The 17,148-nt window shown below is 43.4% G+C and carries 17 protein-coding genes; 7 read left to right on the forward strand and 10 right to left on the reverse strand.

Annotated features, from left to right (window positions below; genetic code table 11):
• Window positions 1-3: 3 nt before the first annotated feature.
• The 10 genes from H735_RS00635 to H735_RS00675 are packed head-to-tail and all read right to left on the reverse strand — an operon-like array spanning window position 4 to window position 8,328.
• Complete coding sequence (locus tag H735_RS00635) at window positions 4-702, reverse strand: tetratricopeptide repeat protein (protein WP_020193923.1); 699 nt, start codon at window positions 700-702, stop codon at window positions 4-6.
• Entirely contained in the window at window positions 702-1,562 is an 861-nt protein-coding gene (locus H735_RS00640) for a type II secretion system F family protein (RefSeq protein WP_020193922.1), read from the reverse strand. The genes H735_RS00635 and H735_RS00640 overlap by 1 nt, the downstream gene beginning before the upstream one ends.
• Window positions 1,559-2,461: a type II secretion system F family protein gene (locus H735_RS00645; protein ID WP_027726523.1), complete on the reverse strand. Its 903-nt coding sequence runs from the start codon at window positions 2,459-2,461 to the stop codon at window positions 1,559-1,561. The genes H735_RS00640 and H735_RS00645 overlap by 4 nt, the downstream gene beginning before the upstream one ends.
• A complete protein-coding gene (locus tag H735_RS00650) occupies window positions 2,461-3,738 on the reverse strand; it encodes a TadA family conjugal transfer-associated ATPase (RefSeq protein WP_020193920.1) in 1,278 nt (425 codons plus the stop codon). The genes H735_RS00645 and H735_RS00650 overlap by 1 nt, the downstream gene beginning before the upstream one ends.
• Entirely contained in the window at window positions 3,735-4,970 is a 1,236-nt protein-coding gene (locus tag H735_RS00655) for a CpaE/TadZ family protein (protein WP_020193919.1), read from the reverse strand. The genes H735_RS00650 and H735_RS00655 overlap by 4 nt, the downstream gene beginning before the upstream one ends.
• Window positions 4,970-5,446, reverse strand: coding sequence for a hypothetical protein (locus H735_RS00660; protein ID WP_020193918.1), 477 nt, complete (start codon window positions 5,444-5,446; stop codon window positions 4,970-4,972). The genes H735_RS00655 and H735_RS00660 overlap by 1 nt, the downstream gene beginning before the upstream one ends.
• Window positions 5,443-6,792, reverse strand: a complete 1,350-nt coding sequence (locus H735_RS00665; RefSeq protein ID WP_020193917.1) for a type II and III secretion system protein family protein — start codon at window positions 6,790-6,792, stop codon at window positions 5,443-5,445. Before H735_RS00665 ends, H735_RS00660 begins: the two co-directional genes overlap by 4 nt.
• A complete protein-coding gene (gene cpaB / locus H735_RS00670; RefSeq protein ID WP_020193916.1) occupies window positions 6,792-7,637 on the reverse strand; it encodes a Flp pilus assembly protein CpaB in 846 nt (281 codons plus the stop codon). Before cpaB ends, H735_RS00665 begins: the two co-directional genes overlap by 1 nt.
• Before the next feature lie 16 nt (window positions 7,638-7,653).
• Entirely contained in the window at window positions 7,654-8,097 is a 444-nt protein-coding gene (locus H735_RS29735) for an A24 family peptidase (protein ID WP_020193915.1), read from the reverse strand.
• A 27-nt stretch (window positions 8,098-8,124) separates the two neighbouring features.
• The gene (locus H735_RS00675; protein WP_020193914.1) at window positions 8,125-8,328 is read right to left on the reverse strand and encodes a Flp family type IVb pilin; all 204 of its coding nucleotides are present in this window, start codon (window positions 8,326-8,328) and stop codon (window positions 8,125-8,127) included.
• 332 nt (window positions 8,329-8,660) lie between these two features.
• On the opposite strand from H735_RS00675, the gene H735_RS00680 reads away from it, so the two are divergent.
• The 7 genes from H735_RS00680 (at window position 8,661) to H735_RS00710 (ending at window position 17,148) form a co-directional block, all read left to right on the forward strand.
• Entirely contained in the window at window positions 8,661-9,524 is an 864-nt protein-coding gene (locus H735_RS00680) for a LysR family transcriptional regulator (RefSeq protein WP_020193913.1), read from the forward strand.
• A 14-nt stretch (window positions 9,525-9,538) separates the two neighbouring features.
• Entirely contained in the window at window positions 9,539-10,369 is an 831-nt protein-coding gene (locus H735_RS00685) for a transglycosylase SLT domain-containing protein (RefSeq protein ID WP_020193912.1), read from the forward strand.
• A 154-nt stretch (window positions 10,370-10,523) separates the two neighbouring features.
• Window positions 10,524-12,215 (forward strand): AMP-binding protein, encoded by a 1,692-nt coding sequence (locus H735_RS00690; protein WP_020193911.1) that lies wholly within the window; start codon window positions 10,524-10,526, stop codon window positions 12,213-12,215.
• Window positions 12,216-12,553: 338 nt separating this feature from the next.
• A complete protein-coding gene (locus H735_RS00695; protein WP_020193910.1) occupies window positions 12,554-13,189 on the forward strand; it encodes a response regulator transcription factor in 636 nt (211 codons plus the stop codon).
• Window positions 13,190-13,395: 206 nt separating this feature from the next.
• Window positions 13,396-13,986: a hypothetical protein gene (locus H735_RS00700; RefSeq protein WP_020193909.1), complete on the forward strand. Its 591-nt coding sequence runs from the start codon at window positions 13,396-13,398 to the stop codon at window positions 13,984-13,986.
• 77 nt (window positions 13,987-14,063) lie between these two features.
• Window positions 14,064-14,747 carry a fimbrial biogenesis chaperone gene (locus H735_RS00705; protein WP_020193908.1) on the forward strand — a complete coding sequence of 228 codons (684 nt, stop codon included), beginning with the start codon at window positions 14,064-14,066 and terminating at the stop codon, window positions 14,745-14,747.
• A 10-nt stretch (window positions 14,748-14,757) separates the two neighbouring features.
• On the forward strand, window positions 14,758-17,148 hold the full coding sequence (locus H735_RS00710; protein WP_020193907.1) for a fimbria/pilus outer membrane usher protein: 2,391 nt from the start codon (window positions 14,758-14,760) through the stop codon (window positions 17,146-17,148).

A 17,148-nucleotide genomic window follows, 5' to 3' on the forward strand; every position in this document is an offset into this window, starting at 1 on the left:
TTATTACCGGTGTAACTGCCTCGAGATTTGCGCTACTTGAGAATCGGTAAATGCTCCTTCAAGTAGATCTCTCGCCTGATAGACATCCCCTACTTTGAACAGTGCGATAGCCAAATTCGCTCGCACTTTCTGGTTACTTGGGTTCTCTTGATAAACAGGAACCAATAGCGATATCACGTCGTCATACTGTCGTTGTGCAAGATAAACTACGGCTAAATTGTTTTTCACCGCCACGTCGTTATAGCCTTTTAGACGAGCTTGATTGAACGCACTTTTTGCTTGAGAGAATTGGTCGGTATTGCAATAGGAGATGCCCGATAAAACATAGATTTCTCCGCTGTTGTTGCCCATTTCGATCGAGCTTTTATAGCGCTTCAGAGCCAATGAATCTTCACCATCTTGGCTATGAATCTGACCTCTTAATTGCAGGAGCTCATTATTTTTCACCCCTTGATTAAGCAAATGGTCAGCATAAAACTTAGCCGATTCAATATCGCCCTTATCAAAATATACTTTCGCCAGTTCCTGCATGATCTGGACGTCCTCAGGTCGCTCCTCTAGATGTCCTTTATAGTGATTAATCAAGCCTGTATGGTTATCAACACGCTCCATGTTTTGCACCACACTCTCTTCACTCTCTATTGTGGAAGAGCAACCAAACAGCAAAAGTAGTGGAATACTCAAAAAAGTCGCCTTATTCATTACTTACCCCCTCTAAAGCTCGTAAAGTCGATTTGTAAAAAGCCAGGAGCAAGAATAAAAATGACGATTGGAAACATGATCAGCAAGATCAGAGGCACACTCATTTTGGCTGACAATTTACCCATTTTCTCTTCAATTTCGAGTAATTGAATCCGGCGCATATCTTCTGCTAAATCACTTAAAACATTCGCAACGGATGCGCCATAGTGAAGGTTTTGAATAATCGTTAAGACAAAGCTGTTAATTTCTGGTGCAGGCAAGCGAACAGAAAGATCATGTAATGCTTTTTCTATCCCATGTACTTTGCCAGCTTCTGATGTTTTATTGATTTGATAACATAGATCTTTGTCGAAGATTTTTAACTCTTGTGCTAAATACGCAAACGACGCTTCAATAGTCATACCTGTTTGAACGCAAACTGACATAATATCTAGGACATAAGGAAGGTTTTTCGAAACCTTTCGTACTAACATGCGCTTTCGCATCTCGAGCAACAGATCTGGGACAATGATGATACCAATAACAGCAATAATTGAAATTAATAACTTATTAATTAATGCCATGTCTAACAACCATATAAACACAATTACTAGAAGAAAAAGAACCGCTTTTAAAGGGAAGTAATATTTCGCTAAATCTTTATTATAGTACCCGGCATTAAGAAGTTTTTGCTCTAAATCTTTTTTGTTGCCTTCTCCAAACTTAACAATAAAGGAATCGATTTTTTTCTTCGTCGGTTGTTTTTTGCCATATTTAAGGTACTTGCTCAGTACCAACTCTTTTTTACGAGTAAAATAATAGTCATAAACCAAAAATGACAACGAAAAAATAATCAATAAAATACTCAGCGATAAAATCATCGTCTTACTCCTTTTACAAGAAGCCAAACAACGAATAAGCCTAACACTTCACTACCGACAACATAGTAAAGTACCATTCGCCCTTGAGGGTCATTAAGAATAAAGTCGATGTGGCTCGGATCAATTTGATTGACCATGAATGCAAATGCGATCGGTATCGCAGCGACTACTTTAGCGGAGATACGAGCCTCAGAGGTCATTGCCATTTTTTTCGACTCTAACGTTCTAGCATCAACCAAAATACGAATTAGCCTTGCCAATACATTTTTTAGTTGTCCGCCTCGGTTAATATTGGCGCGTATCGTAATGGTAAAGAAGATGTATTCTGGGTAAGGAAATGCTTTACAAGAGCGAAGTAACACCTTTTCTGCATTTTCTCCCAGCTTAAGTCGATCCCCCATTTCTTTAAATTCTCGCCCGACTTCTCCTTCCATGTTTTCGCCAACAAAAGAAAAAGCGTGCATTAAACTCTCACCAGCGGTTACGGCACTCATCAAAATGTTCAATGCGTCTGGAAATTTCTTCTCGAAATCCAAACGACGTTTGTTTTGCAACCAGTAATAGCCCCAAACTACTGAAAATGTAAAAACACCAATAGAAAGTAGCATTGACTTAATATTTAACACTTCATAAATTATGTAATAGCTTAAATAACCAGAAAGAACGACAAACACAAATATAATAAAGTTCGCTCTTGGTCCTAAAACCTTTATTGCGGGAGATAAATTATTTTTGAATCTCTGCCAACGCTTTTGTTCCATCAATGCGTTCAAATTAATTGCCGCAATAATATCTTCGTCGACTTCAGTCTCTGGAAAGTAATTCCCTATTTTGCTTCTTCGATTACTCGTTAAAAGCAAAACGGCAATACCAAATAAGATAAAAGCAATCCATAACATCATGATCTTGCTCCTTGGAAGGCTTGCATCAGCTCTTCATATAAACCGTAAAAATGTGCTTTTTTAACAAGCTCGGAGCGCTGCATAAGGCCTTCGGTCATAAAGCGTCCTCTTACCGCTTCACCATACCCCACTTCGTCGTATTGAAAGCGGAAGATTTCCTCCATCACCACGCTATCGCCTTCGAGCCCTACGATTTCAGAAATGCTGGTTATTTTCCTTGAACCATCGCGCAGTCGGTTAACTTGAACCACCAATTCAATAGCACTCACAATCGCGCGTCGAATAGCATCGAGAGGCTGATTTAAGTTTGCCATCATTACCATGGATTCCACGCGTGATATTGCATCTCGTGGCGAGTTCGCATGCAGTGTCGACATGGAGCCTTCGTGACCCGTATTCATTGCTTGGAGCATCTCAAATGCTTCTGAGCCCCGACACTCACCGAGGATGATTCGATCAGGGCGCATACGCAGCGCATTAATAACCAAATCACGCTGAGTCACTAAGCCCGTGTGTTCCACACTTTCTGCTCTCGTCTCCAATCGAACTAAATTGGGCTGCTCTAGACGAAGCTCTGCCGCATCCTCAATAGTCACAATACGCTCGTCCTCACTGATGTATTGTGAAAGCGAATTCAACAAGGTCGTTTTACCCGAACCCGTACCACCAGAGATCAGAATGTTCATTCGGCAACGGGAAGCAATTGATAACAACCTCGCCATGTCCATCGACATTGAACCAAACTCAACAAGCTCTTCTAGCCCGATATTTTGTTCGCGGAATTTACGTATAGAAATTGAAGTGCCATCTAGGGCGATGGGCGGGATAACGATGTTGACACGACTACCATCCTCAAGACGCGCATCTACGGTAGGAGAAAGCTCATCCACACGGCGTCCGATACGCGCAGCAATTTGTTTTGCTATCGTCAGAACTTGCTCTTCATCGATGAAGGTAATGTCCGACTTTTCTAATTTGCCATGCTTCTCAAAAAAGACATTATTGGCTCCATTTACCATGATGTCGGTTATCGCTCGGTCATCAACCAGCGATTGAATAGGCCCAAGACCAAAGAGTTCGTCCAGCATGCTCTTGACCAAACTTGACTTCATCATGGTCGTGACTGGGCGATCAAAGTTCGTCGCTAAAACATCGACGGCGTTTCGGATTTGCCCTTCGATTTCCACACGAGAAAGGTTTTGTATTGCTTCAACATCTAAAGCCTCAAAAATCTGTGATCGAAAAGCGGTATAGATCTCTTTGTTTGAACTCATCTTACCCCCAATCTAGCGAGCCAACCGCTAGCATGTTGAGTGGATTGTCCATTTATCAAACGAGTAAGATCATCGATAGCATGATTGATATTTCGATCGTGTTTGTGCGCGCGCTTGCCTTCAATAAGAAGGTGAGCCAGTGAACGGCAGTAAGCCATATCAAGATTGACTTCAGAACCAAGATATTTCTGGAGATCATTTTGTTCGATAACAAACGTGTTCTCTGGTCGGTGGTGATTTGCAAGTGTAATAATCCGGATCCGCTTGCTCATTGAAAGCTGCTTATTCTCAAGCTGTTCAAGTAACGCTTTAGCATTGCGGACGGAAGAAACCGAAGGCTCAAAAACCACCACGACCACGTCGTAATTTTCAATCAACATATTGGGGTCAACTCGAAAATCGACACTTCCCGAGAAGTCTTCGATCATAAAGTTGGTGTTTCGACTCAGTAACTCACAAAGTGTCTGGCTATAACTGAAAATGTCTGACTGAGATCGGTCACTATTGAGTGAAAGTAAACGTAGGTTTTTACGCACTTTGGTCAGATGGCTTAATGCCCCTTCCGTATCTAATTCATGGATAGGGACAGAGTATTCGTCGATGGAGCGAGATTTGAAGTCATCTAGAGCAAGGAGCACATCAATATTGCTGTCATTGTACTGATGGTCGACCAAAACATTATCGATATTATTGGCGGCTAACTTTGAACTAATTTCAGTGGCAATAAACGACGTCCCAATCCCGCCTTTGCTTCCGACAACTGCAACACGCTTCGCTTTTCGCTGTTTACTTACCCCTGTGTAAGTTTGCAAATTACGATGCACATTCATGACAAAATCAGCAAACTCGTGCTTGTTGATTGGCCAATAAAGATAATAGAACCCTAACTCTTTGAGCTGACGTAAAACGCAGATGGAGTCTTCTGTACCGATGACAATAATACCTTTGTGTGTCGGCATTTGATTGGTTAACGCTTGAGCATCAGTGACAATGTCAGATGACTCCGTAAGTTCAAGAATGACAATATTTCCGCTTTGCTCTGAGTAAAAGCCTTTGGGAACCGAACTCTGTTTTACGCACGTTGGTGCACTCCACCCTTCAAACTCGAACATTTCTTGAACCAAAGACATACATTCTAAGCTCTGGTAAAGCAGTACACACCCTGTTGGCCCATGTGCACTTTCTATGATTTGCGGTTTGCTCTCTTTGAGAGATTTTCCTAAGTCAAACATCACAATCCCTCCACGATACGTTCCTTGTGTGAGACTTGCTTCATCCGAGCTACTTCAGAAAAGCAATTCCGACTGACATTCACCTCTTCTATCTCAGAAGGTGCGCACTGGTGCGTCACTAATGCGTGGTAAGTAATCGTCAGTTGGATGTCATTCGACAGCGAATTGTTTTGGCGCACTACAAACTCATCCGCTCTCAAACGCAACGCCATCTTGTCTTTAAGTGATTTATAAACCACTTTTTTGCCCTTATTGCTCCGATATTCAACAAGGTAACTTGCTCCTGAATCTATCTCGTCAACCGTGTCAAAAATCATGTTCAACTTTTCTTCCGTTTGTTGAGTAGATTTCACCGTAAACTGATAGATATGGGTTTCGGGGTAAATAAGCGCTTCCGCTCCTGGTCCATTGAAATAACGCTCAGCACATCCAGAGAGTAATAACGCGCTTAGCACTGCCACAAATAAAGTTTTCATTGAATAAACCCTCCCTGAGACAGCAACTGAATGGTTGGGTCATTGCCTTTGTTGCCTTCTTCACTATCCGAGATTTTCAACCAACGGCGAAGCGTCGACGTTTTGCTCATATAGGGCATTTGGATGTCTTTCTTCTTCATTGGTTTGACAAGATTAACGGTCGCGACAATGATCAACTCCGTGCGTCGTCTATCTGTAGAGGCTTTGCGAAACGCAGCCCCGAGAACAGGAATATCGCCAAGCAGTGGAATTTTTTGCAGCTCTTCTAAATCGGCACTACTCATCAAGCCACCAAGAACAAAACTATCGCCATCACCAAGTTCAATCGTGGTCATCGCTCTTCGCGTTGCAAATTGGGGCACTTCTAGCCCAGCAGAGCGAATGTATCTTTCTACTTCGCTAACTTCAGGCATGAGACGCATTCGAATTTTGCCCTCATGAAGGACTTTCGCGGTAAGGTCGAGTTTGATACCAAACTCTCGAAAGGTAATGTTGATATTATTATTGGTGGTAACAATCACAGGGACTTCACCACCAACTAAGAAGCTGGCAGACTCTCCTGAGATAACGGTAAGGTTTGGCTCGGCGAGGACTTGGGCAACGTTTTCATTACCAAGTGCAGTGATCAAAGTGGTGAGATCGGCAGCATCAAATTGTTGGAATAAAAACTCACCAACATCCGCGCCAACAGAAGACCAATCCACACCTACAGTTTGGGCGAACGTTTCTGTCACTTGAGCGACCGATATTTTCACATTGACCTGTTGATCCGTCGCGACCTCAATAAGTTCTAATATGCCTTCCCACGTCATATTGCGAGCAAAGATCATGCTTTGAGGCTCTTCAACATCGTAAGCATCACTTTCAAACTCAAGGACTTGGGTCTCTTCCCACTTCTCCGTTTTGTCTCTTCCAAGCAAAGTAGCAACCATTCGATAAATATCATCACGTTGCTGTTCCGACTCAACAACCCCACTCACTGCGACCTGATTACCCACCGACTCTACTTTGATGCTGAGTTCAGGGTAGTGAAGCTTGATTTGGCGTCGGACCAACGACAGATCAATATCAACAATAATTCGGTCTGAGAGCAGTACCTTCTTCGACTTACCGTAAATGATGAATCTGGCTTGCCCGACCTCCTTGGCAAAAACAACGACGGTATTTTCATTCACAACGTTGTAGTCGACGATGTCAGGGTCACTGACAAATACGGTCGAGATCGGTTCTTTCACCTCAATGTGTTGACCATCACTGACCGTGATATAACGATCACCAGAGAAAGCGGAAAAACTACATAAAAACACCAAAAACCAAGCGTATGAGAATATCCTTTTTGTTTTCATCACAGCTCCTCTCCTTGGGCAGATTGACGAGAAGACCCTCTTAACTCGGTCACGCCACTATAATTGCCGATCACATCCCGAACTTCCGCGAAAACAGGCTCTTTGTAGCGATGGCTTCGGTATACCTCTAGATGCATCGTTTTTTGCGCGATAGATAACTTGGCGATCTCACTCGGATCGACTTCAACAACGATAACTATTTGATGATCATCTTCACTCGAAACATTTGATTTAACTCGGGAGTCCACTGGCTCTTTGGTATTACCAACACTGAGCACTTTGACGTTTCTCAAAATCAATTGTGCGTTCACGCCACTAAAATCAATCGCGTCGGTATCTTCATCGGATAAGTTTTCTTTTGGGGAGCCCACGGAAAGCACATCAACATTGGTGCCTGGACGGATATAGCCTTTGACCAAGTTACGAGTACTTACCAGTAAAGAATACGGCTCTTTCCCTTCGGTAATGAGAAGGTCGATATAACGAGGATCGTTTTCTTTAACTTGATATTCGGAGAAGACGATTTTTCCAACTTCAATGTTTTTTGAAAGGAGAGTAGACGGTGAAAAGTCCAGCTTTATATCGGAGTTAATCCCCTCTTCTAAAGCGATATTAAGCAACATCTGCTCTTTTTGAACATCATCGATTTCAATAGGTGTTCCGCGCTCTAGATTGTTCTTCGCACGCCAGACCTGAACATAATGAGCCTGTGGTTCATCTGAATTGTTTGGTTGAGATACGGTTGGGTTTTGCTGCTGAGGCTGGGCAGTCATATGATTGTAAAGTCCGATGCCTCCAACCAGTAAGGCTAATAGTGCAAAAACCATCCCGATACGAGATCGCATACGCCCCTCCCGTTTTTTAAACGGATGTTTTCAAAAGAAGTGCCGTATAAAACCCACAACAAATTGCAACACCATAGGGGAGCCCGATCTGAGATTTCTTACCCTCTCCAGTAACGTGAGATGGTCGCGGTAGTATCAGGTAGGTTACTGACAATATCCCTCCGTATATCCCGACGAAAATCAATGCCTCTAAAAGGCTTTGAGTTGGGAGTGAGAAAGAAAAAGCAGCAATAAGTTTTACGTCCCCTCCTCCAAGTACCCTAATTACATGGAGGAAAAGCAAAGCAGACCAACAAATACCTAAAACCCAAAGACTTGATAGTGAAAAGTCTGCAATGCCAATCGCAATCGCTAAAACGGCAATCACCAATACGTGACTGTTTTTGATGGTTCGCTCTCTGATATCAGAAAGCGACACAACAAGACAGACTGTTGCTAACGTGATGTATAAAAACAACATTCAATATTTGGAAAACCTGTTTTAGTTTCAGAATGCATCCAAGTCAGCAGCAATGTCATCAAACGCTCCATCTAATGCCGTAATAAGAGATCCATCAGAAGCGAAGGTAAGAATCAAGAATGCCGCCATTGCAACGCCGATTAATCCGTACTCAATTGCAGTAACGCCCTGCTCATCATTTTTAAGTTCATTTAGGTAGTTTGTAACGTCTACATAAAGTTTAGTAATCATGGTTTGTCCCTCTTTCCTTGTTTCGTACTAATTGCTTAGCCCTTTTATCGTAGACACCGGATCACCGTCTCAAAAATGAACAATATCGGTGAGACCGATTCTGCCAAGCGTGCCGTTTCACTTAGGGATTATCCTTAATGGGTAGCAAAAATTATTTATATCTACAGTTCAGTCAATTAGCGCTCCCCCCTCTTCTTTTAGTGGTAAAAATAAGATTTTGTACCGTAAATTCAGAATGTGATACAGATCACATTTGGCTGGATTATTACTTCAACCTTCTTCATACCCATTAAGCTAAAACTTATGGACTAGAGACCAGAGGAAGCACCGTGATGAAACTTCCCTTCGACAATCTCATCTCTTTTCATGCCGTGATCACTCATGGTTCTTTTAGTAGTGGAGCAAGAAAATTAGGTAAGTCTCAGTCTACGGTGAGCGGTGCGGTGAAGAGCTTAGAAGAGGAGTTAGGTTACTTACTTATCGACAGGAGCAATAAGCAAGTCGAACCAACAGAACGAGGAAAGAAGATTTATCAACTGGCGACGCCCATCATCAACAAATACAACGAGCTGAGCCAAATCGCCGAATCCCTTTTGAGAACGGATCTGTACCATATGCGAGTTGGCATTGATTCTCTGGTGTTTAACAATGAAGTCAAAAGTGCCCTCATTGAGTTCTCAGAAGCCTTTCCAGAAATAGAATTAACTGTTGTCACCAAACCTAGTCAAATCCTTGGCCAATACATCAATAACAACCAAATCGACATTGCCATCTGTAATCCTTACCACCGCACGAAACTCGACTTTAATATTGATGAGCTTTTTACCGTCAACTGTAATTGGGTGGTACATCATGACCTTATTCAACAAGGAAAACCCACCGAGTCTCGCCTACTCTTATTAGACGGGTGTGAGGATTTGATCGACTTGTCCAATGTCGCCAAAAACAATATGTGGATACTCGATGATATCAGTACCATCATGGAGTTATGCATTGCGAAGAAAGGCATGGCGTTCCTACCACAACATACGATTGATAACTCCATGCATCGTGATGTATTGGCCAAAGCACCAAGTGAGACTGCCTTGTTTGGCAAGCAGTTATACGCCTCTTTGATCTGGCCCATTCATTCCGATTACAGTAAGTATCACCAATGGCTACACGATAAACTGAGAAAAGGGCACAAGCATTTTTAGTCACTGGAGTGGTTATGGCTGCGGCTTTCAAACGAATCAAACTCGCGCTTGCTCAGAAAGGTCTCATCTGGATTCTGACTTCGATGGCTCTGGCTGTGTACCCTCAAGCCAATGCAAAAATGACCAAGGTCGAACAGCAAACACTCAACCAGCAAAACCGTCACTCTCTCCAAGAGAAAAAGCTCAAACTGAAAACAATGCCAAGTGTATCTCGACGCTCAGGAGCGCAAGTGGTGGAGCTAAGAGGCACAACCGGACCGACAAAAGCCAAAGCTTACAATAAGGTGACCAAACCCACCTCTCCTGCCGCTTTACAATATTTACCCATGATTTCTGAAGCCGCTACGCAATGGAAAATAGAAACTGCCTTGCTACTGGCAATTATTCATACTGAAAGCGCCTTTAACCCAAATGCGGTCTCACACAAAGATGCCATTGGCTTAATGCAGGTTATGCAAAACGGCGGTGCGTTGGAAGTCTCTCAAAAGCTGTACTTCGGAAGAAAAATTTCACGTAATGAGTTGTTCGAGCCGAACTTTAATATAGATACAGGGGCGGCTTACTTACACATTCTCAAAACCGATTACTTACACTCGGTGCGATCCGAGCAAAACAAAATGCTTTTGGCCATTGCGGCTTACAACTGTGGGTTGTCGAACCTAATGCGTTATCTATCTTACACTCAGTCACTGCCTCAATTTTCTTCAGAAATGAATCGACTCACAGAAGACGAACTTTACTTTCGACTCACCCAAACTCTGCCTATTGAAGAGACTCGAAACTACGTAGAAAAAGTCATGCGTCTCTATCACCACTATCAAAAGCGAGTGATTGATACACTCTGAGAATCAATTAAACCGTACTTTAGTCCATAGAAGTCATAAGCTGTGATCCCTAACAACAAGTTGTTACTTTTTCTTTCCCCAAACAACCTCACCCATGCTATTGTTAACATTAAATTAACAACAACAAACCCTGCGATTAACATGGAGTTAGAGAATGATTCAGCCTAACGAGTTAAGTGAACAGACTTGCGCTCTCCCACCACCAAATGAAATGATTCTCAAATGGGCAGCGGAACGCCCAGATGAAGTCTACTTAAAACAAATCATCAACCGACAGTTCGTTGAGTTCACTTATGCGGAAGTTGCCGATCAAGCGTTAAGGCTTGTCAGCGCTTTACGTAACCTTGGTGTACAGCCAGGCGATAAAGTGGCCTTAGTCTCGAAAAACTGTGCAGAATGGTTCATCTGTGATTTAGCCATGATGCTTGGCGATTACGTTAGTGTGCCTATTTTCCCGACGGCGGGTGCCGATACCATTGAGTACTGCCTCACCCACAGTGAGAGTAAAGCACTGATCGGCGGTAAGCTTGATGACCCTGCAGCAACGCAACAAGTGATTGACGCGATGCCAGATATCATTAGCATCGCACTGCCTTACGATACCGCGCCAAACTGCCAGTATCAGTTTAAAGAGCTGATCGCTAACGCTGAACCGAGTGAAGAACGCCCGCAGCATTACGACGACAAACTGATGTCTCTGGTTTACACATCTGGTACGTCTGGCCTACCTAAGGGCGCAATGCTCACCTATGGTGCGTTCAGTTGGTCAGTTCAACAACTCATCAACCATATCGACATTCAAGAAAACGACCGATTGTTCTCTTACTTACCACTTGCGCACATCACCGAACGTGTCTACATCTTCGGCTCATCCATCATGGGTGGCGTGACGACGGCGTTCCCAGAATCGCTCGATACCTTCATCGAAGATGTGAAGATGCATCGTCCGACGCTGTTTATCTCTGTACCTCGCTTGTGGACGTTGTTCCAACAGCGTATCCAAGACAAACTTCCTCAGAAAAAGCTCAACATTCTGTTGAAGATTCCTTTCGTCAATTCTTTGATCAAGAAAAAGCTTGCCGATGGCCTTGGCTTAGACCAAGCACGAGTTCTTGGTTGTGGCTCTGCACCTGTCTCACCAGCATTGTTGGAATGGTATCGAAGCGTTGGCTTGAACATCACCGAAGCATGGGGGATGACAGAGTCCTTCGCCTACAGCACACTGAACTATCCGTTCCGCGCAGATAAGATTGGCTCAGTCGGTAATGCAGGCCCTGGCATTGAACTTAAAATCGCTGACGATGATGAGATCATGGTACGTGGTAGAGGCTTGTTCTCTGGCTACTACAAGAATGACATTGCTACCCAAGAATCGTTTGACGCGGACGGCTGGCTACATACAGGTGATATCGGCTCGATCGATGCCGACGGTTACCTCACCATTCAAGGTCGTAAGAAAGACACCTTCAAAACATCGAAAGGTAAGTTCGTCGCTCCTGTGCCTATCGAAAAGAAACTGTTCGAATACAGTCGCGTAGAGATGATGTGTTTGATCGGTTTAGGTCTACCCGGTCCAATCTTGTTGGTTGTGCCACATGACTTCCCGAACTTCGACAAAGAGCGTTACGCAAAAACCACACGTAAAGTGATCGATCGGATGAACCAAGAGCTTGAATCTCACGAACAGATCAAAGGGGTATTGATGATCAAAGACCCATGGAGCATCGAGAATGGCGTGTTAACTCCAACCTTGAAGATTAAGCGTCATGTGCTTGAGCAGAAATACCACGAGATCGGCCACAACTGGCCAAAAGGCGATTTAGTGGTGTGGGAGGAAGACTTGTAACCCCTCAGTTTGATGCCAGTTCACCCTAACTTCACCCCAGAGACTGACCTTTCAGTTCTTCTGGGGTGACTTGTCTCATACCTTTTCATACTTATCTTTTTCAAGAATTTCTGCCAATTTCCCTAACCGATTGTCTTCTCGACATTTGTATTCTAGTCATATGGTACTAATCTTTTCTAATACAAGTGCACATGATTTATGAGCGCATTCATGCTCAACAAATTATGAACACATATGAATCGAGCACAGCAGTCTATTCAATAAATACTTTATACATCAACGCGTTGAGAACTAGGTTAATAACAATTTTAAAATCTAGACCTAAGGGAATATTTGCCATGGAATTCAGTACTCAGCATTTTGTTGTCCACCTATTGAGTCGTGATAATTCATACTCAAGGGTGATTCGCGACTTGATCAAAGTTTCTTTTCCATATGTCAATTTCGTCAATAGCGATCGCTTCACCCAAATGGATGAAGACACCATCAACACCATTATCTTATTCGACGTACAGACCATGCCTTGTCCAAAACGCTACGGTATCGCCCCGAATGAAAGAGATGAGAAATGGATAGCAGTCAACGTTAGTTCACAAACATCACTAGAATGGCTTGAGAAAGGCTACTCTGGCCAAATCTGTCATGGGCTAGAACTCTTACCTAAAGCCGTCTCCGCGGTTGCGAATGGTGATGTTTGGTTCCCACGTCACATCTTAAATAAAGCCATTCATCACTATCAGCAGGGCACAGAAAACCCAGTCGTCGCAGCTGAAGAACTCAGCTCTAAATTCTTACTCACTAAAAGAGAGAGTGAAGTGTGCAAACTCATGCTTCAAGGCCTCTCCAATACGCAGATAGCTAGGCACTCAAATGTGAGCGTGAATACCGTCAAGACGCATGCGTCCAACGTATTGCATAAATTGGATGTACATTCTCGCTACGAGTTAATGGCAATGGCAAAAGAACAGTTCTAAGCTAACTATAAGAAATTAAAAAGGATTATTGATTGATTGAACATTAGTCAGGGTGAAATCAAATTGAGTTGAACCAAGTTCACCCCTTTTTCACCCTAACTAATAACATCATCTCACCTTTGTCGGTGAGGTTGAGAGACTCCTCCCCTCATAAGCTAGTAGAGCGATGCAACGATATGCATTCATTACTAACGAGGGATTGAGTTATGAAAAAGTTACTTCTAGCTTCAGCAATAGCTGCAGCAGCCGCTTCACTTTCTTTTGGCGCTTCTGCGGTTCAGTTTAACAACCCAGTGGACTTTACAACACTGAGCAAAACTGACCAAAAAACCATTCGAATCGAAGGTCGAGTGCCAAAACGCTGTCTACTACGAATTGGTAAGAAAGATGTTAAGAACAACGTTCTGCGTAAAGCAAACAAAGTACATTCTGATTCGTGGGACAACGGTTTCAATAACAAGAAAGTGCTAGTAGGTAACTTACGAGCTTGGTGTAACTACGGTACTGATCTGGACTTCTCAGTAACCGCTTACAAATTACGCGGCGTAACCAAGCACAACATGGGGGAGAAAATTAACTACAAAGTAAAAATTGGTTCAGAAACGGTTGCGAACACCAAAAACCACCATGGTATGGAACAAATGGCATCGCCAATTCCATCAGTGGGCGAGCATTTGGTGAACAAAATCAACAAACATCCAATTTATGTGAAACCTGAAGATTCAGGCTTTGCACGAGCAGGTAAATATAAAGGTCGTATCAAAGTGAGCCTTGCTGCATCAGGCCCTGTAATGTAACAAAGATACAATGCTTTATAGATGGAATAAAACTTGGCTCGGTTATCGAGCCAAGTTTGTTTTAGGGAGAAATATCTATGGCTAGGTTCACCACTCTTCTATTTTCTTTACTATTCAGTTCTCTACTCTTCGCATATGAGGTAAGCCCGATCTATCTGGAACTCGATGATGTTGGCCGGAACTCGCAAGGATTGTACAAAGTGACCAATGTAGAAGAAGAACCAATTCTTCTAGAAGTAAATGTCTACCAAGCTGATTTCTCTACAGGCGAAGAGGTATTGACTCCATCTGAGGATGAATTTCTTATTCTCCCTCCTCAAGCCAAAATTGCAGGGCAAAAGTCTCAAACTTTCCGTGTACGCCACATGCCAAAAGGTTCGATTAAACAAACTGTTACCTACCGTATCGTCTTTACCCAAATCGAATTAGAAAACCAAGTCGAAGAAAATGACGATGACAGTTCAATTTCTATGCTGTTAGAGTTTGCCACCTTAGCCTTTGTCTCTCCGGCATCTAGCAAGTCGATTCCAACCGCTACCATCCAAAACAATCAGGTTTCAATCAGAAACGATGGTAAACGTGTACTAAACATGAACGGTATGGAGTTTAACTTCTCTGGTGGCAAAGCAAACAAAACCGTCGATTGGGAAGTGTTAAGCAAAAAGACAAGCGCTTACCTAATGCCAGGCACGACAGTGAAATACACTTTGCCAAGTGATTTAGGGCAACCAAAAAAAGTTTCTGTTAAAACAATAGACTAATGAGGTTTTTATGAAAAATCTCATTCTATGCCTCACCTTAGTCACGGCCATGCAAACGGCGATTGCACAGAGTTGGTTGTTCCCATTTCCCGTTACTTGGGGTGAGAATACTATCGGCGAAGTAGACGCCTATTCTGACGGCATGACCGTAGGCTCAATCAACGTAGAGCAACTCGCTCAATCAGTAGAGAAGCTGATAAATGGTGAGACACTTACCGCACTACGAGACTTCTCCGGAGAGTACATTACGGTTGAGCAGTTGGATCGTATGGGCATTAATGCCACTTTCGACTCTTCCGAACAAAGCATTAATCTGGTCATTGATGAATCTGCGGCGGCAGAGTTTTTGCTGTCTTTTGGCAGTAAATATGAGCCCGCCCAGTATTCGGAAAGTGCATTCTGGACAATGCAAAATACACTGAACGCCAGCACAGATTACACGTTATTCAGCGATTCTAACGCCGAAGATACGCAAACTTGGCTTGGAGAATGGTTAGTCCGAGCCAATATTGGTGGCGTTCGAGGCGCAAATATTGATGTCTCTGGTTTCGTCACTGGCGGCAACGATGTTGACTCTGATGTGTATCGCGGTGAGGCTCGCCTTTTCTTTGATGAACCTAGCACTCCTTGGCGACTAACCTTTGGTGATGTCACCCAAACAAGCGCAGGGCACCTTCCTAGTACCCCTATGGGCGGGGTCGCATTTGAACGTTTGTATCAAGACTTACAACCAACTCGAAACATCCAAAATGGTGGCACACAACCTTTGGTGCTAAATGAGAGTGCCGATGTCGAAATCTATATCAATGATATTTTTCTCACTGAAATCCGATTGCCGCCTGGTCGATACACACTTGATGATTTACCTCTCGTTTCCGGTACGAATGACGTACGCTTAGACATTAGCTATCAATCAGGCAGAACGGATACCATCGTTTACAGTCAATTTTTTAATTCCCGCTTACTGCGTGAAGGCATTTCTGACTTTGGTTTTTACTCAGGATTGGCTTCAACAATTGATGACAACAACTTTAAATACGATGACGAGCAGTGGATCACATCTGGATACTATGACTATGGTATCAGCGATACGTTAACACTTGGTGTAAATGGCCTTTATCATCCTGAGGGACAACAACTCGGAGTGATCGCGACTATCGGCTCGGATTGGGGGAATTTAGGCGTTCGAGCTTCTGCACAAAACAACAACCCTAATGACGAAACGGGCAGTATCTACAGCTTGGATTATTCCCATCAATTGTGGGGAACGGATAGCTATGGCTCACCTAACTTCCGCCTTGGTGTTGAGTACCAAGATAAGTATTTTGCCTTACCTTGGCAGTTTGCAGATCCAAGCACTGGCTTGCGCGTATTTTCTAATTACGTGTTCACGATTACGGATGATCTCAATCTAATATTGAGCGGAGATTATCGTGACTTTGAAGAAGAAGAGGTCGAATGGTTGGCTTCTTCTGAGATTGCTTGGCAGATTTTCAACTTATCACTCTCTGCTGGTGTAGAAAAAGAAGAAAACCCCAATGACAACATTGATGAAACTCGCTTCATCTTCTCTGCTGACTGGGATTGGAACTCTATTGATGGCCAGTACAATGCGAACGTCTCCTACTCAAACGAACCCGATACTTACCGAGCGCAATTCCAACGCCCATCCGACGATTACACTGGCAGCTATGGTTATGCGCTTACAGCGGAAGGCGATGCGGATTCTCAAACGTATTCGGTCGAGGGCAATTATGTTGCTAACCGCTTTATCACCGATGCCAAAGTCTCACACCTAGAGTTTGATAATGCGGACAGCTATCAAACGGCGTCTTTACGAGCCAGTACAGCACTGACCTTAGCTGATGGTAACTTGGCTTGGTCACGTCCGATCAATGGTCCAGTGGCCATCGTCGCGGTTCATGACTCGTTAGATGCAGACGTAGAAATAAATGCGGTCGCTGATGATCCTGCAGAAGCAATCTCAACTTCTACAATTAATAATGCCGTTCAATTATCGGGTGGGCATCAGTTATCCAGCATTTACATCAACGTACCGGATGCTCCTGTCGGCTATGACTTTGGCGACCACGAGTACAACATCACGCCAGGTTCACAAACTGGTCATCTAATAAAAATAGGTTCAGCAGCGTCGAAAACCATTATTGGCACGATTGAACTCGGACCTAAAAAGCCATTAAAACTTTTCCAAGGTCAGTTAGTTGGACAACAAAAAACGTATGACTTTTTCACTAACCGATCAGGTAGATTTGTTGTGGAAGGCGTTGCACCGGGCAGCTACACCATCATGATTGATGGCTTTAGCCCAGCCAAACTGAACGTCCCAGAAACCAATGAAAATCTGATTTATCTACCCACTTTACTTATTAAAGAGGGATAA

The organism is Vibrio owensii CAIM 1854 = LMG 25443, from assembly GCF_000817815.1.
Taxonomy (GTDB): Bacteria; Pseudomonadota; Gammaproteobacteria; order Enterobacterales; family Vibrionaceae; genus Vibrio; species Vibrio owensii.

Coding starts and splice junctions, on each gene's coding strand:
- H735_RS00710 (WP_020193907.1), top strand. CDS start 14,758: ATGAAAAATCTCATTCTATGCCTCACCTTAGTCACGGCCATGCAAACG.
- H735_RS00655 (WP_020193919.1), bottom strand. CDS start 4,970: ATGTTTGACTTAGGAAAATCTCTCAAAGAGAGCAAACCGCAAATCATA.
- H735_RS00665 (WP_020193917.1), bottom strand. CDS start 6,792: ATGAAAACAAAAAGGATATTCTCATACGCTTGGTTTTTGGTGTTTTTA.
- H735_RS00650 (WP_020193920.1), bottom strand. CDS start 3,738: ATGAGTTCAAACAAAGAGATCTATACCGCTTTTCGATCACAGATTTTT.
- H735_RS00660 (WP_020193918.1), bottom strand. CDS start 5,446: ATGAAAACTTTATTTGTGGCAGTGCTAAGCGCGTTATTACTCTCTGGA.
- H735_RS00635 (WP_020193923.1), bottom strand. CDS start 702: ATGAATAAGGCGACTTTTTTGAGTATTCCACTACTTTTGCTGTTTGGT.
- cpaB (WP_020193916.1), bottom strand. CDS start 7,637: ATGCGATCTCGTATCGGGATGGTTTTTGCACTATTAGCCTTACTGGTT.
- H735_RS00695 (WP_020193910.1), top strand. CDS start 12,554: ATGGAATTCAGTACTCAGCATTTTGTTGTCCACCTATTGAGTCGTGAT.
- H735_RS00700 (WP_020193909.1), top strand. CDS start 13,396: ATGAAAAAGTTACTTCTAGCTTCAGCAATAGCTGCAGCAGCCGCTTCA.
- H735_RS00645 (WP_027726523.1), bottom strand. CDS start 2,461: ATGTTATGGATTGCTTTTATCTTATTTGGTATTGCCGTTTTGCTTTTA.
- H735_RS00675 (WP_020193914.1), bottom strand. CDS start 8,328: ATGATTACTAAACTTTATGTAGACGTTACAAACTACCTAAATGAACTT.
- H735_RS00680 (WP_020193913.1), top strand. CDS start 8,661: ATGAAACTTCCCTTCGACAATCTCATCTCTTTTCATGCCGTGATCACT.
- H735_RS00640 (WP_020193922.1), bottom strand. CDS start 1,562: ATGATTTTATCGCTGAGTATTTTATTGATTATTTTTTCGTTGTCATTT.
- H735_RS00705 (WP_020193908.1), top strand. CDS start 14,064: ATGGCTAGGTTCACCACTCTTCTATTTTCTTTACTATTCAGTTCTCTA.
- H735_RS00690 (WP_020193911.1), top strand. CDS start 10,524: ATGATTCAGCCTAACGAGTTAAGTGAACAGACTTGCGCTCTCCCACCA.
- H735_RS00685 (WP_020193912.1), top strand. CDS start 9,539: ATGGCTGCGGCTTTCAAACGAATCAAACTCGCGCTTGCTCAGAAAGGT.
- H735_RS29735 (WP_020193915.1), bottom strand. CDS start 8,097: ATGTTGTTTTTATACATCACGTTAGCAACAGTCTGTCTTGTTGTGTCG.